The following is a 13,852-nucleotide window of genomic DNA, read 5'->3' on the forward strand; positions in this document are numbered from 1 at the left end:
CATGGACAGTGCATGAATATTTTTTCCTGTCGCATGGCAGTGTTGTGCCAAGAAGTCGGTTTCGTAGCATTTCTGTCGCTTGAACACGTTTCAATGGTGCAGTAGAAGAGCGTTCCGCAGAGGGACTGTGCCCCGGCTGCATGGCGCCGCGCATGTGCGAGGCGCCCGTTTGGCGTGTCCGCAGCCGCAGTGCGGGCAGGCGCGCGCCGCATTCGGCAAGGGGTTGCCCGTGGGCGTCGCGTTGGTACCTTTTCATGCCGCATCACGCTGCCGCAGTGTGCCGGGGCGCGATACAGGGCGGGGGGGCCTTTGACGGCGCGGGATGGTGGTATGCATCACCGCCCGCTGACCGCGCGGGCCGAAGGAAGGATATGGACGCAGTGAGTCCTGGGCAGGAGATGTACCGCTGGATGGCGGACCTCTTTCCCATTTGCAGGAGCCTTACCGGTGACGGGGTGCGCGAGACGCTGCGCTACCTTGGCGATTTGCTGCCGGGCCTGCACCTGCACGAGGTGCCCAGCGGCACGCAGTGTTTCGACTGGACCGTGCCGGACGAGTGGAACATCCGCGATGCCTGGGTGGCCGACATGCGGGGCAACCGGCTGATCGACTTCAAGGCCAGCAACCTGCACGTGGTGGGCTATTCCGAGCCGGTGGACACCGTGGTGACCCGCGAGGAACTGGACGCCCGGCTCTACTCGCTGCCCGACCAGCCGGACGCCATTCCCTACGTGACCTCGTACTACAAGCGCACCTGGGGCTTCTGCATCGCGCACGACAAGCGCGAGGCGCTGGGCCCCGGCCCGTTCCGGGTGGTGATTGATTCCACCCTGGCCCCCGGCCACATGACCTGCGCCGACCTGTTCCTGCCCGGCCGTTCGGAAAAGACGGTGGTGCTGTCCACCTACGTCTGCCATCCCTCCATGGCCAACAACGAGCTTTCCGGCCCGGTGCTGCAAACGGCCATGGCCCGCCACCTGATGCAGCGCGACCGCGAGTTGTCGTACCTGCTGGTGTTCGTGCCGGAAACCATCGGCACCATCTGGTACCTCAGCCGGCATCTGGCCGAGATGCAGCGCAATGTGGTGGCCGGCTTCGTGCTGAGCTGCACGGGCGACGACCGCGCGTGGTCGTACCTGCCCTCGCGCCACGGGAACACCCTGTCCGACCGCACCCTGCTGCACGTGCTGGGCGCCTACCATCCGGACTTCAAGCGATACACCTTTCTGGACCGGGCCAGCGACGAGCGCCAGTACAACAGCCCCGGCGTGGACCTGCCCATCATTCCCTTTGCGCGCAGCCTGTACCGGCACTATCCGGAATATCATACTTCGCTGGACGACCTTTCCGTGGTGTCTGCGGCGGGGCTGGACAATTCGTTCACCACGCTGGCGCGATGCCTGGACATCATAGAGAACAACCGCACCTGGCGCACCACCTGCCTGTGCGAGCCGCAACTGGGCAAGCGCGGCCTGTACCCCACCACTTCCATGAAGAACGGGTACTGCAACAAGGTGAACATCATCATCGACTATCTGGCCTACGCTGACGGCACGCTGGACCTGGTGCAGATTGCCGACCGCATCGGCGTGCCCGCAGACGAGTGCATCCCCGTGGTGCGCGAACTGGTGGCGGCGGGCGTGCTGGCCCCGGTGGGGCAAGTGGAGCAAGTGGAGCAGGTTGAGTAGGTTGAGTAGAGGGAGTGATGTTGCGAAGGGAAAAGCAAGGCGGTGCGCGGCGGAGCAGGGCGCCCGAAGGGCCTGGCTGCCGGATGCTTGCAAGCGGCGGGCGGATGTGCCGTCCTCACCCACCGGAACAACCCTGATGCGCGATAGATTGCAATGAAAACAAGGCCCCCGGTGTCATGCCGGGGGCCTTGTGCGTGCTGCGGGTGGGAATGTCTTCGGATCAGTCCAGTTCCTCGTCTTCCATGTCTTCGCCAAAGCCGTGGTAGTCGGCCAGACGGCGCGCCTTTTTCAGGGCTTCCGCGCATTCCTTGGCGATGGCCTGAATGCCCTTGGCGGAGACGGCATCGGTTGTGTGGGCTTCGGGCTGTTGTGTGCCGTCATCCTGACCTGCGCTGCCCCCCTGACCCGCGCCAGCACTGCCCATGGCGTTGGCGCGCATGGCGTCGGTGAAAATCCAGACGCGGTTGGTGAGGTAGCGGCTGTCACCCGCCGTCCACGCGGCGCTGCCGCTCTTGCATGCGGCGGGGATGATGCCGCGCGTGCCCGGCCTGTCCGTGAAGCACTGGACGTACAGGCTATAGTCCGCCTCCCGCCGCACCTCCACGAAGGCGCACAGGGCGTGCTCGTCCTCTTTGTCCATGCCCTTGGAGGTGGTAGGGATGGCCCCTTCTTCGAGAAGGTCGTGCGGTGCAAGGTGGAAGACGTTCATTTAAAGGCTCGTGTGTTGAAATAAAGGGTGATTGATGTGAAATCATGAATCCTGTTGTATGCGTAGTGTCGCCAGTTTCATGGATTCGAGAACGGATTCCTGCCATCCCGTAGGTAGGTCAACAGTAAGCGTAAGGATGTGCTCGCCGGGTGTTGAAGCGTTGCTTATTATTTCATTAATAGCTTTGGGTAGTTCGGAAATCTTCGTTATTGTTGAGCCTGCTATTCCCTGTAGATGACGATGAACATCTTTGAATGGATCGTCTACTAGTGTGAAATGAACGGACTCTTCCCATTCCAAGAGGCGTTGACATGCTTCAGCGCAAAGGCGGCAAGCGTATAGTATGTCAGCTTCGTTGCCTGGGGTTCCGGGAGCACCGCATGCTCGGTTTAGTTCAAAATTCGTGATCGCGCCTATTGATTCGATAATGTTTAAAATTTCATCAAGCTTATATTGAAACCAAGTGAAGAAGTGTTTTGTGGAGACTTTTTTAATTTTCTTTGTGTATAGCCTTTGGTTTAAGGCGTTCCAGCGTCTTAGTATTGGCGCAGCTTCATATCGTAATGCCTCAGCCATGAGAAGATATTCCCATAAATCATCTTTATTTACAATGAGGCGTTCAGCCCTGTAGCTCATTCGTCCGAGTTCTTCAAGATGTCGTAATTCGTACTGATGGCGTATCGCAGCAGCATTCTTGCCGACGAGTTTTGCTATTTTTTCTTCATGGTCGCGTATCCATGCGTATAAAATATCTGAAGGATATTTTAATGGATCGTCGTCGATGATTTTGTGACAGTTGCTGCAAAGCCATATTGCATTCGATATATGGCTCCGCTCAGCCTCTGTCATGCTTGGATCATAACGTGCGGATCCAGGATTCGCGCCAGAAATGTGCGCAGCCTCTCCAACATTAATAGATTGTGTGGGGTTGCTTGAAGGTCCACTTGTGAGTGCATTGCATTCTGGGTTAGAGCAGCGAGAAGCTGCCCGTTTGGCTAAGGCTGCAATGACTGCTGGTTTAAATCTGCTCTCAGTTGCCATCTTCCGGCTCCTTGATGGCAGAGATGTAAATAAAAAAGCCCGTGCTCGCACGGGCTTTTTTATTTACATGGCGGAGAGGGTGGGATTCGAACCCACGTACCGGCTACTAACCGATAACTCGATTTCGAGTCGAGCGCGTTACGGCCACTTCGCTACCTCTCCGCGTTGCCAACCGGGGCTTGCCCGTGGCGGAGTGACCTTTTAGGAAATTTCCGGATGGAATGCAAGCCCCAAGACGAACGCGGCGCGCGCAGGCGGTGGCTGGCTGTTCTGTCAGGACCACTTAGAACGGGGATTTTTTGTGGCGGAGAGGGTGGAATTCGAACCCACGGCGGGTGTGGAATGTTTCGTTTTTCCCCCACGTCCTCAGTCATGGTGAAGGTGGGACAGCCAAGTGTCCCGCTCACCTACCTTCGCTCCCGGAAAAACTCCTGCAACAGCACGCCGCACTCCGCCGCACGCACGTGGCCCATGTGCCATACCCGGTGGTTGTGAAAGGGCTGGTCCAGCGCGTCCAGACAGGAAGTGACGGCCCCGGCCTTCAGGTCAGGCGCACCGTACACCACGCCCGCCACGCGGGCATGCACCATGGCCCCGGCGCACATCAGGCAGGGTTCCAGCGTCACCACCAGCACCGTGCCGTCCAGCCGGTAGTTGCCGGTACTGCGGCAGGCCTCGCGCAGGGCCACCATTTCCGCGTGGGCGGACGGGTCGTGCGTGGCCACGGGGGTGTTGTGTCCCGTGCCGATGATGCGCCCCTGCCGGTCTACCACCACCGCGCCCACGGGCACCTCGCCAAGGATCGCAGCCTTGCGGGCCTGTGCGATGGCGGCATCCATCAGCGCATCCCACGTCCAGCCGGGCGGGGCAGGGGGCACGGGGCCAGCCGGTCCGCGCAGGGCGTAGGGCGGCAGGATGAAGGCGTCGTCGGTCACTATGCTGCTCCGAAAAATATCCGGCCCGGTTGCCGTCTGGTGGCCGGGCCGGTTTCTGTTACGTCCTTGGCGCGGCGAAGGCCCGCAAGCCCCGTCCACCGCGCCAGTGGCGTGTCGTCACAAGCAAACCTCTTGTTCTCTGCCAAGCACGCTCGTGACGGCACGGCCTAGATGATCACGTGCTTCCTGATGTACGCCACCACCTGTTCGGGGGTATCCAGCACGGTGACGAGGTCCATTTCCTCTTCGCGGATGAAGTCGTACGACACCATCTTGTCGCGGATCCAGTCCAGCAGGCCGTTCCAGTAGTCGCTCTTGTAGAGGATGATGGGGAACGGCTTGATGCGGTGGGTCTGCGTCAACACGAAGGCTTCGGTCAGTTCGTCCAGCGTGCCCACGCCGCCGGGCATGACCACGTAGGCCATGGCGTACTTGATGAACATCAGCTTGCGCACGAAAAAGTAGCGGAAGTCGCAACGGGTCTTCACGAACTGGTTGGCGCCCTGTTCCATGGGCAGGTGGATGTGCAGGCCAACGGACGTGCCGCCCGCGTCGAAGGCGCCCTTGTTGCCCGCTTCCATCAGGCCGGGCCCGCCGCCGGTGATGACGCCGTATCCGGCCTCCACCAGCTTGCGGGCGATGGCTTCGGTTTCCGCGTACAGGGGGCTGTCCTGCTTCACCCGCGCGGACCCGAAGATGGACACGCAGCGGTCCAGGTCGCTCAGGGTTTCGAAGCCGTCCACCAGTTCGGCCATTATCTTGAAGAGCCGCCACGACTCCTTTATGGACAGGCTGTCAATCACGTACTGCTTGGAAGAACCCATTGCACACTCCTTGAGTTTTGCGCACTATACGGATTCCGCGCAGCCCGCGCAACGCCCGGAAATCGTTCGCGGGGTTGGTGCGCGGGGTGGTTGGCTCCGGGCGGGGGGGGGGGAGGCGTGCGGGTTGGCCTGCCTTGTGGGGCCGACACGCCTTGCCTGTGCGGCGCAACGGCCATGTGGCGATGTGCCCGACGCGTCCGGCGTGCCCGATACCCCCGGCGCACTCCCGCGCATCCGCATCCACCCCAACGTGCCCCGACATGTCCCGACGCCCCGACGCATCCCGACGCGTCTCAACGCAACCGGCGCTTCCGGCATCTCCACAGCGTACGCCATCCGCGCCTTTCACCATTCACCGGAACCAGAGGAACGGCATGAACATACAGTTTCTGGGAGCCGCGCAGACCGTCACCGGCTCGTGCTACATGCTGGAAGCCAACGGCACCCGCTTCGCCATCGATTGCGGCATGCACCAGGGCAACTCCGAAATCGAAAAGCGCAACGTCGATACGGACATCTACCGCCCCGGCGACATCGCCTTCTTTCTCGTCACCCACGCGCACATCGACCACACCGGCCTTCTGCCGCGCATGACGCGCGAAGGCTTCAAGGGCGACATCTACTGCACCCCGCCCACGCGCGACCTGATGGACATCATGTTGCAGGATTCCGCGCACATCCAGGAAATGGAAGCAGAGTGGGAAACCCGCAAGCAAAGCCGCTTCGGCAGGCGCAAGCCGGTGGAGCCCCTGTACACCATGGCCGACGCCCAGAACGCCGTGCGCAGGCTGCGCCCCGTGGAATACAACGCCCCGTTCGAACCCGCTCCGGGCATCCGCGTCACCTACAAGGACGCGGGGCACATTCTGGGGTCCGCGTTCCTCGAAATAGAGGTGACGGAAAACGGCACCCCCACGCGGCTGGTGTTTTCCGGCGACCTTGGGCGGCCCAACCAGCTCATCGTCAACGACCCCGACCATCCCGCCCGGCCCGACTACCTGTTCATGGAGTCCACCTACGGCGACCGCGACCACAAGAATTCCGAAAACAGCCGCGCCGAACTGGCGGAAGCCATCGCCTACAGCCACGGCCACGGCGAAAAGGTGATCATTCCCGCCTTTGCGGTGGAACGCACCCAGCAGGTGCTGTACACCCTGCACATGCTGTGGCAGGAGGGCAAGCTGCCCGCCGACATGCCGGTGTACATCGACAGCCCGCTGGCCATCCGCGCCACGGAAATCTTCCGCAAGCACCCGCGCTTCTACGATGACGACCTGAAGGCCGCCTACGCGCGCGGCGAAGATCCGCTGTCCCTGCCCAACCTGCGCTACACCCTGAGCAGCCAGGAATCGCAGGCGCTCAACGGCATGAAGGGTTCGGCGGTGATCATTTCCGCCAGCGGCATGTGCAACGCCGGACGCATCAAGCACCACCTGCGCCACAACCTGTGGCGGCAGGGGGCGTCCATCGTGTTCGTGGGCTATCAGGGCGTGGGCACGCCGGGCCGCAAGATCGTGGACGGGGCCCAGACCCTTCGCCTGTTCAACGAAGACGTGGCGGTGAACGCCAAGGTGTTCACCATCGGCGGCTTTTCGGCCCATGCCGGGCAAAGCCACCTGCTCGACTGGGTGGGGGCCTTCCAGCACAAGGACATGGAAGTGTTTCTGGTGCACGGCGAAGAAAAGGCCCAGGTCACCCTTTCGGAAAAGCTGCACGAGCGCTACGGTCTTACCGTGCACGTGCCCACCTACATGGAAGAGGTGACGCTGAAGCCGGGCCGCACCATGCTGACCGCGCCCGACGAAAGCCGCGCCCACCCGCGGGTGGACTGGGAATTCCTGCTGGGCGACACCGAGGCCAAGGTGGCCATGCTGCGCCAGCGTCTGGCCGGGGTGGAAACCCGCCCCTGGGTGGAACAGGTGGACATCCGCGACCGGGTGGCCGACCTGAACCGGGAGATACTGAGCCTGTTGTCGCAGGTGTAGACTCGAAATTGTCTTTTTGCCCGTTGGCGGGCAGGCTGGCGGGGGCTGGGCACGCACGCTCGACCCCCGCAGCCCGCACGGGCGGATGAACGTCTAGCGGATTCAGGAGTTTCATGCGCATCATCGCAGGTGAATACGGCGGCCGCGTGCTGAAGACGGCCGAAGGGCCGGGCTACCGGCCCGCCATGAGCAGGGTGCGCGAGGCGCTCTTCTCCATGCTGGAATCGCGCGGGGTGGTCTGGCCCGGCCTGCGCGTGCTGGACCTGTTCGCGGGCAGCGGCAGCCTGGCCTTCGAGGCGCTGAGCCGGGGCGCGGCAGAGGCGTGGTTTGTGGAAACCGCCCCCAAGGCGGCGGAGCTCATCCGCAAGAACGCCCAGACGCTGGGCATCGCCCAGGAACGCTGGCAGGTGGTACAGGAAGACTGCAACAAGCTGCTGGCGCGCCGGTCGCGCACCACCTTCGACGTGGTGTTCATAGACCCGCCCTACGGCGCGGGCCAGCTGTCGCCCACGCTGCGCAACGCGGTGCGCAACGGCTGGCTGGCGGACGGGGGCATCGTGGCCGTGGAGGTGGAGGCGCGCCTGCCGCTGGACCCGGAACGGGAAAACGCGGCGCTCGTGCCCATCGTGGACCGGACCTACGGACAGACAAGGATCGTGCTATGGACCACGCGCGAGAACGGGTAGGGCGCCTTGCCATCTACCCCGGCACCTTCGATCCGCTGACCAACGGGCACGTCAGCCTCATCCGCCGGGGCTGCCAGATTTTCGACAACGTGGTGGTGGCCGTGGCCGCCGACACGCCGAAGACGCCGCTGTTCTCGCTGGACGAGCGGGTGCGCATGGCGGAGGAAGTGTTTGCCGGGCATCCCTCCATCACCGTGGAGCCGTTCACCGGCCTGCTGGTGGACTACGTGGAGCGGCGCGGGGCCAACGTGATCCTGCGCGGGCTGCGCGCGGTGTCCGACTTCGAGTACGAATTCCAGCTGGCCCTGATGAATCGCAAGCTCAAGCGGCACATCCAGACCGTGTTCCTGATGACGGACTACCAGTGGCTGTACATCAGCTCCACCATCATCAAGGCGGCGGCCAGCCTGGGCGGCGACATCAAGGGGCTGGTGCCGGAAAACATCTACCGCAAGCTGCGCGAGAAGTACGGCTATCCCTACCCGCTGGGCGACGACATCGACCTCGGGTTGGGCGGGCCGGGGGGCCTTGGCGGCAAGGGCGGCGCGGGCGGATTGGCCGGGGCCGGCTCCGCCGGGTCGGCCTTTGGCGCGGGCCTCGGCAACGGGGGCTTTCTGCCGCGCTCCATGGGCGCGGGCCTGAGTGCCGAAGGCGACGACGCGCTGCGCAACGGCGGCCTCGACCCCGACGACGAGGGCTATGGCGGGGGTACGCCGCCCATGGCGCCTACGTTTTAACGGCTTCAAGCAAACGGCCCTTTTGTCCGCTGGCGACCCACCCGAAGGGCGCGAAGCGTGGCCGTCGGGCGAGCTCGCGCGCCCTGCGGGCATCGAGCGCAGAGCGGTCAAACTTCGGCTGCCATGGCGTTGCTGTCCACATCCGTAAGGCTCGAAGACTCGCCAACGGCTGTGGTTCGGTAGAATACGATAAGAGTACGCGCTGCGACCCTCACCTGTAAGGCTCGCAAGCTCGCCCAACAGTTGAGGCATTCCCTCATGGCAGCCTTGTTTTCCTTGCCAGCGAACAAGACACCTCGTTTGCTAGTAAAACGAGGGGCGGGATCGTGATGTCCCTCTCCGATACTCTCTCAGATTCGTTGATCAGTACCCCCCCCATCCGCGTGATCTGTCTGGTTGGCCCCACGGGGGCGGGCAAGACGGCGGCGGCGCTGCATCTGGCGCGCACCTTCGGGGGCGGGGTGGTCAATGCCGATTCGCGGCAGGTCTACCGCGATTTCCCCATCATCACCGCCCAGCCCTCGCCGGAGGAGCGCGCGGTGTGCCCGCACCTGCTGTATGGCTTTCTGCCCAGCACGGAAAAGATCAGCGCGGGCGTGTGGACAGACAAGGCCACGGCGGCCATCGAGGAACTTTGCCGGGAAGAGCCGGGCCACAACACGTCGCGCCAGGCCACGTCGCATCAGGCCACGTCGCGTCCAGACGGGCTGCTGCCCTTGCTGGTGGGCGGTACCGGCCTGTACCTGAAGACCCTGCTGGACGGCATTGCCGACATCCCCCGCGTGGATCCGGCCATCGGCGCGCGGCTGGAACGCGAATGCGATGCGCTGGGCGCGCCTGCGCTGCATGCCCGGCTGGCCTCCATCGATCCGGACTACGCCGCCCGCATCCACCCCAACGACCGGCAGCGCGCCGTGCGCGCGCTGGAGGTGCACGAGGGCACCGGGCACACCCTGTCGTGGTGGCATGCCCGGCCCGTGCCGCCACCGCGCTACGCGGCGTTGCGCATCGGCATGGACATGAGCCTCGACGAACTGACGCCCCGGCTCGACCGCCGCATCGACCTGATGCTGGAGGCGGGCGCGCTGGACGAGGCCCGCGCGGCGCGCACCGTGTGCGACGACCCCGCCGCGCCCGGCTGGTCGGGCATCGGCTGCGCCGAGCTGTATCGCCACCTCACCGGCGAACTGCCCTGGGCCGAGGCCCGGCTGCTGTGGCTGCGCAACACCCGCGCCTACGCCAAGCGGCAGCTGACGTGGTTCCGAGCCGACAAGCGCATCCACTGGGTCAGGCCGGACGCCCTCGACGCCATGGCTGCGCTGGCGTGCGCTTTCCTGCGCGGCGAGACAGCGGCGTAGGGCGCTCCCCTCCGGCTGCATCGCAGTCTCCCCATTCATCCTCCCTGCTTCTTCCCCATGCGGACGCCAGCCGTCCGGCTGCCACGCGCACTGAAAACAGTCGGGTCAGTTGTCACATACTCACCCGTGGTGTACCATGCGCCAAACCTCAGGGAGGCGTCATGAACGCACAGGATATGGAAAATCCGGGCCGCAAGCCGTGGAGCCCCTATGTGGGCGGCGCGCTGAGCGGCCTTCTGGTGGTGGCCTCGGTGTGGGTGACTGGCAAGTACTTTGGCGCGTCCACCACCTTCGTCCGTTCGGCGGGCTTCGTGGAGCGGGTGCTTGCGCCGGAGCACATGGCCGCGCTGGACTACTTCGTCAAGGAAGCGCCCAAGGTGGACTGGCAGTGGATGTTCGTGGCCGGGATATTCGTGGGGGCGCTGCTGGCGTCGCTGGCCTCGGGCACCTTTCGCTGGCAGGCGGTGCCGCCCGGCTGGGCGGAACGGTTCGGCCCGTCGCGGCTGCGGCGTGGCGTGGCTGCCTTCTGCGGCGGCGTGCTGGCCATGTTCGGCGCGCGCCTTGCCGACGGTTGCCCCAGCGGACATGGCCTGAGCGGCTCGTTGCAGCTTGCGGCAAGCGGGTTCGTGGCGCTGGCCTGCTTTTTCGCGGGCGGGCTGGTGACGGCGTACATCCTGTACCGGGGGAGGTAGTCATGGACCTTACGTTCGGGCTGGTCACGGGCATTCTGTTCGGCATCTTCCTGCAACGCTCCGAAGTGCTGCGCCACGACAGGCAGTTGGGCGCGCTGCGCCTGCGCGACATGACCATCGTGAAGTTCATGCTCTCCACCGTGGTGGTGGCCATGGTGGGCGTGTACCTGCTGGTGGATCTGGAACTGGCGAAACTTTCGGTGAAGCCGCTGGTGCTGGGCGGCAACGTCGTGGGCGGGCTGGCCTTCGGCCTTGGCTGGGGGCTGCTGGGCTACTGTCCCGGCACCTCGCTGGGCGCGCTGGGCGAAGGTCGCTGGGACGCCCTGTGGGGCATCCTGGGCAGCCTGTGCGGCGCGGCCCTGTATGCAGAGGCCTACCCGGCCATGAAGGCCACCCTGCTGACCTGGGGCGACTTCGGCAAGGTCACCCTGCCTCAGTTGCTGGGCGTGAACCACTGGGTGGTCATCGTGCCGATGGTGGCGGGCGCGCTGCTGCTGTTCCGGTGGTTCGAGCGCAAGGGGCTGTAGTTCTGCGCAAATGATGGTCGATGGGCCGTCGCTTCCGCAACGGGAGCGGCGGCCCTTGGCGTTGTGCGGGCAGGGGGGCGCATTCTGATTGATGGCGTCAACAGGGTACCCATGTCCGCAGTGCCACGGATTTACCGGCAAAAGGGCCGTGAGGCTTGCCCGCCGGGCCGTCACCCCCTATGCTGGGGGACAACGCGGCGTCGGGTTTCCGACTGCGGTACCCGCTTCGGCCTGTTTCCGGTTTGACACGGTTCCGACATCGGGATGGGGCGCCGCCGGGCTGGCGCGCATGACATGCCCCTTGGCGCGGAATTTGCTTTTTGCCGGGGCATGGTCCAGCCACGGAACTTCGAACGCAGGGTGCCCCGTACGAACACGGGTGCGAACACGGGTGCGAACACGGGAACGGATGCGGGCGTGCCCGACATGTCTGGCGCGCCCGAAGCGCCCGGCACGTCGCATGGACCGAACGCCGCCGACGATGGAGGATGGTGGGTGAAGCGCAAACGCACGGCATACGGCGGCCTTATGGCCGCGGCTGCACTGGCGGTGGGCGTGCTCGGCCTGGTGGCCGGGTTCGTGCCCGACGCGGGCAGTCCGTTCGTGCGTGCGCCGCTGAGCGACAGGGTGCTCCGCGCCAGGCCTGCCGTGGAACGTCCGGTGGCGGAAGGCGAACAGTGGCGCATGCGCGCCGCCGTGTCCCGGCCCGACGATGCGTTTCCCGTGGTCGATGACGGGGTGTTTGCCGTGGCCGGCAGCGGGGTATCTTCCGGTATCACGGCGGGCGTGGCGCAGGCGGTGGTGCCGTCAGCCTCGGTGCACGCGGCGGTGGCGGCCTCGCTGGGCGTGCCCGGTGTGTCTGGCGTGTCTGGCCGCACGGCGGAAGAATTCTCCCCCTCCCGTTCCGTTCCCTCGGTCAGCTTTGCCGGTGGCGGCGTGGCCGTGCCCACCGTGGACGGGCATCGTCCCGTGGACGCCATGGCCGACGCCTCGCCCATGATCCTGCTGGGGCTGGACCCCTTGCGCGTGGACGGGGGCCGTGCGGGCGACCCCACCCTTGTGGCCGAACCCGCCTTCTACGGCGAGGCCCTGGACCAAGCCGGGCGGCCGCTGCGCTGGACGCGCGGCGAAACGTCGCGCCTGCTGGCCAGGGAGTGTGCGGCCACCCGCCGTTCTGTGGTGGCCGGGGTGCGCAGGCCGGTGTACGGCGGCGCCTCGCGCGAGGTGCTGGTGGCCGCCACGCCCGAACAGATGCTGCTGCGCGCTCGCCAGTACCGCGATACGGTGGACCGCTACGCCCGGCGCTACAACCTTTCCCCCCGTCTGGTGCTGGCCATCATGCATGCCGAAAGCGGCTTCAACCCCAACGCGGTCAGCCCGGCGCAGGCCCTGGGGCTGATGCAGATCGTGCCGGAAACCGCCGGGGGCGAAGTGCACGCCTACCTGCACGGCACGCCCGGCCAGCCGCCGCGCGACGCCCTGTTCGATCCCGGCACCAACATCCGCTACGGCACGGTGTACCTGCACCTGCTGGCCAACCGGCATTTTTCCGACATCACCAATCCGGCCACCCGCGAGCTGTGCGTCATCGCCGCCTACAACGGCGGCCCCAACGCCCTGTTGCGCGTGTTCGATGCCGACCGGGACAAGGCCGTGGCCGCCATCAATGCCATGACCACCCAACAGGTGTACGACAAGCTGGTGCGCCACATGCCCGCCGACGAATCTCGCAAGTATGTTGACAAGGTGCTTGCCTCGCTGGAGAATTTTTCATCCGTGCATTGACGTGCCTTTCCGCCCCGTCCCCTCTCGCGCCGTTGTGTTGCGAACCGAAAGGGCGTAAGGGAGTTTGGCTGCGCCATCTGGCGCACCGCCATGCCCGGCGGGCACGGTATTCCAGTCCGTGGTCGCCCCCGCGCGGGGCCAACCGTTCCGAACACAGGAGTCGTTCATGAAGAGATATGCCCTCGTACTGCTGGCCCTTGCCGCCATGGTGGCGCTTGCCGGGTGCAACCAGCCCAAGTCCGGCGGCATCGCCGTGGTGAACACCGCCCGCGTCTACCAGGAAAGCGAGGCGGGCAAGGCCGGGGTGAAGCACCTCGAAACGCTGCACGAGGAAATGCAGAACCAGCTCAACCAGATGCAGGAATCGCTGCAGAAGGACCAGAGCGACGACAACAAGCGCAAGTTCCAGGAAGCCTTCGCCGACTACCAGAAGCGCATGGGCGCCGAACAGCAGCAGGTCATCTCCGTCCTGAACGAGAACCTGCAGAAGGTGCTGGATTCCTATCGCGAAAAGAACGGCCTCGACGTCATCGTGGGCAACGACAACGTGCTTTCCGCCGGTCCCAGCGCCGACGTCACCGGCAATATCGTGGCCGAACTGAACAAGCTGAACATCAACTTCAAGCGCATGGAAGCGGAAGCCCCGGCCAAGCCGGCGGAAGCCCCCAAGCAGTAGCGCTTGCGGGCATGGGGCCCACGCCGCCATGCCCACATCTGGCCGACGCACGGCCGATCCATGGTAACGACAGGGACGCTCCGGCAGGCCGGGGCGTCCCTTTTTTGCGTCTTCTCTGGTTCTGTTTGGCCCCCTCTTGCCCCATCCGGCCCCATCCGGCCCCGTCCGGCTCCCTCTGCTCCCTCTGCTCCGTCCGGTTTGGCCCGGTC

At 64.9% G+C, this 13,852-nt stretch carries 12 protein-coding genes, 1 tRNA gene and 1 pseudogene; 9 read left to right on the top strand and 5 right to left on the bottom strand.

Translation table 11 applies throughout. The annotated features are described in order from the left end of the window. Nucleotides 1-371 precede the first annotated feature (371 nt). Complete coding sequence (locus K6142_RS05770) at nt 372-1,688, top strand: DUF4910 domain-containing protein (protein WP_190245290.1); 1,317 nt, start codon at nt 372-374, stop codon at nt 1,686-1,688. Between the two features lie 220 nt (nt 1,689-1,908). Here the strand turns inward: K6142_RS05770 and K6142_RS05775 are convergent, their stop codons facing one another. The 5 genes from K6142_RS05775 to K6142_RS05795 form a co-directional block, all read right to left on the bottom strand. Further along, entirely contained in the window at nt 1,909-2,397 is a 489-nt protein-coding gene (locus tag K6142_RS05775; protein ID WP_190245291.1) for a hypothetical protein, read from the bottom strand. Nucleotides 2,398-2,439: 42 nt separating this feature from the next. After that, complete coding sequence (locus K6142_RS05780) at nt 2,440-3,438, bottom strand: HNH endonuclease (RefSeq protein ID WP_190245292.1); 999 nt, start codon at nt 3,436-3,438, stop codon at nt 2,440-2,442. Nucleotides 3,439-3,506: 68 nt separating this feature from the next. Beyond that, nucleotides 3,507-3,600, bottom strand: a tRNA-Ser gene (locus K6142_RS05785). A 245-nt stretch (nt 3,601-3,845) separates the two neighbouring features. Then, nucleotides 3,846-4,277: a tRNA adenosine(34) deaminase TadA gene (gene tadA, locus K6142_RS05790; RefSeq protein WP_190245294.1), complete on the bottom strand. Its 432-nt coding sequence runs from the start codon at nt 4,275-4,277 to the stop codon at nt 3,846-3,848. A 263-nt stretch (nt 4,278-4,540) separates the two neighbouring features. Further along, on the bottom strand, nt 4,541-5,197 hold the full coding sequence (locus K6142_RS05795) for a TIGR00730 family Rossman fold protein (RefSeq protein WP_190245293.1): 657 nt from the start codon (nt 5,195-5,197) through the stop codon (nt 4,541-4,543). Nucleotides 5,198-5,571: 374 nt separating this feature from the next. Here K6142_RS05795 and K6142_RS05800 point away from each other — a divergent pair, with 374 nt between their 5' ends. The 8 genes and pseudogenes from K6142_RS05800 (at nt 5,572) to K6142_RS05835 (ending at nt 13,643) form a co-directional block, all read left to right on the top strand. Further along, nucleotides 5,572-7,182 (top strand): MBL fold metallo-hydrolase RNA specificity domain-containing protein, encoded by a 1,611-nt coding sequence (locus K6142_RS05800; protein WP_012611326.1) that lies wholly within the window; start codon nt 5,572-5,574, stop codon nt 7,180-7,182. 113 nt (nt 7,183-7,295) lie between these two features. Continuing rightward, entirely contained in the window at nt 7,296-7,868 is a 573-nt protein-coding gene (gene rsmD / locus K6142_RS05805) for a 16S rRNA (guanine(966)-N(2))-methyltransferase RsmD (protein WP_012611327.1), read from the top strand. Then, nucleotides 7,844-8,374 (top strand): annotated as a pseudogene (gene coaD, locus K6142_RS05810) (pantetheine-phosphate adenylyltransferase); the annotation flags it as partial. The gene rsmD and the pseudogene coaD, both read left to right, overlap by 25 nt. 560 nt (nt 8,375-8,934) lie before the next feature. Then, complete coding sequence (miaA, locus tag K6142_RS05815) at nt 8,935-9,963, top strand: tRNA (adenosine(37)-N6)-dimethylallyltransferase MiaA (RefSeq protein ID WP_223380791.1); 1,029 nt, start codon at nt 8,935-8,937, stop codon at nt 9,961-9,963. 161 nt (nt 9,964-10,124) lie between these two features. Next, entirely contained in the window at nt 10,125-10,655 is a 531-nt protein-coding gene (locus tag K6142_RS05820) for a YeeE/YedE thiosulfate transporter family protein (protein WP_012611330.1), read from the top strand. A gap of 2 nt (nt 10,656-10,657) precedes the next feature. Continuing rightward, nucleotides 10,658-11,182, top strand: coding sequence for a DUF6691 family protein (locus tag K6142_RS05825; RefSeq protein ID WP_190245456.1), 525 nt, complete (start codon nt 10,658-10,660; stop codon nt 11,180-11,182). 495 nt (nt 11,183-11,677) lie between these two features. Continuing rightward, complete coding sequence (locus K6142_RS05830) at nt 11,678-12,967, top strand: transglycosylase SLT domain-containing protein (RefSeq protein ID WP_190245457.1); 1,290 nt, start codon at nt 11,678-11,680, stop codon at nt 12,965-12,967. Between the two features lie 166 nt (nt 12,968-13,133). Next, nucleotides 13,134-13,643 (top strand): OmpH family outer membrane protein, encoded by a 510-nt coding sequence (locus K6142_RS05835; RefSeq protein WP_012611333.1) that lies wholly within the window; start codon nt 13,134-13,136, stop codon nt 13,641-13,643. Nucleotides 13,644-13,852 lie beyond the last annotated feature (209 nt).

It is taken from the genome of Nitratidesulfovibrio sp. SRB-5 (assembly GCF_019931275.1).
Classification (GTDB): Bacteria; Desulfobacterota; Desulfovibrionia; order Desulfovibrionales; family Desulfovibrionaceae; genus Cupidesulfovibrio.

Bases quoted from the DNA above. Each gene is read 5' to 3' on its own strand.
- K6142_RS05770 (WP_190245290.1), top strand. From the start codon at position 372: ATGGACGCAGTGAGTCCTGGGCAGGAGATGTACCGCTGGATGGCGGAC.
- K6142_RS05775 (WP_190245291.1), bottom strand. From the start codon at position 2,397: ATGAACGTCTTCCACCTTGCACCGCACGACCTTCTCGAAGAAGGGGCC.
- K6142_RS05780 (WP_190245292.1), bottom strand. From the start codon at position 3,438: ATGGCAACTGAGAGCAGATTTAAACCAGCAGTCATTGCAGCCTTAGCC.
- tadA (WP_190245294.1), bottom strand. From the start codon at position 4,277: ATGGATGCCGCCATCGCACAGGCCCGCAAGGCTGCGATCCTTGGCGAG.
- K6142_RS05795 (WP_190245293.1), bottom strand. From the start codon at position 5,197: ATGGGTTCTTCCAAGCAGTACGTGATTGACAGCCTGTCCATAAAGGAG.
- K6142_RS05800 (WP_012611326.1), top strand. From the start codon at position 5,572: ATGAACATACAGTTTCTGGGAGCCGCGCAGACCGTCACCGGCTCGTGC.
- rsmD (WP_012611327.1), top strand. From the start codon at position 7,296: ATGCGCATCATCGCAGGTGAATACGGCGGCCGCGTGCTGAAGACGGCC.
- miaA (WP_223380791.1), top strand. From the start codon at position 8,935: ATGTCCCTCTCCGATACTCTCTCAGATTCGTTGATCAGTACCCCCCCC.
- K6142_RS05820 (WP_012611330.1), top strand. From the start codon at position 10,125: ATGAACGCACAGGATATGGAAAATCCGGGCCGCAAGCCGTGGAGCCCC.
- K6142_RS05825 (WP_190245456.1), top strand. From the start codon at position 10,658: ATGGACCTTACGTTCGGGCTGGTCACGGGCATTCTGTTCGGCATCTTC.
- K6142_RS05835 (WP_012611333.1), top strand. From the start codon at position 13,134: ATGAAGAGATATGCCCTCGTACTGCTGGCCCTTGCCGCCATGGTGGCG.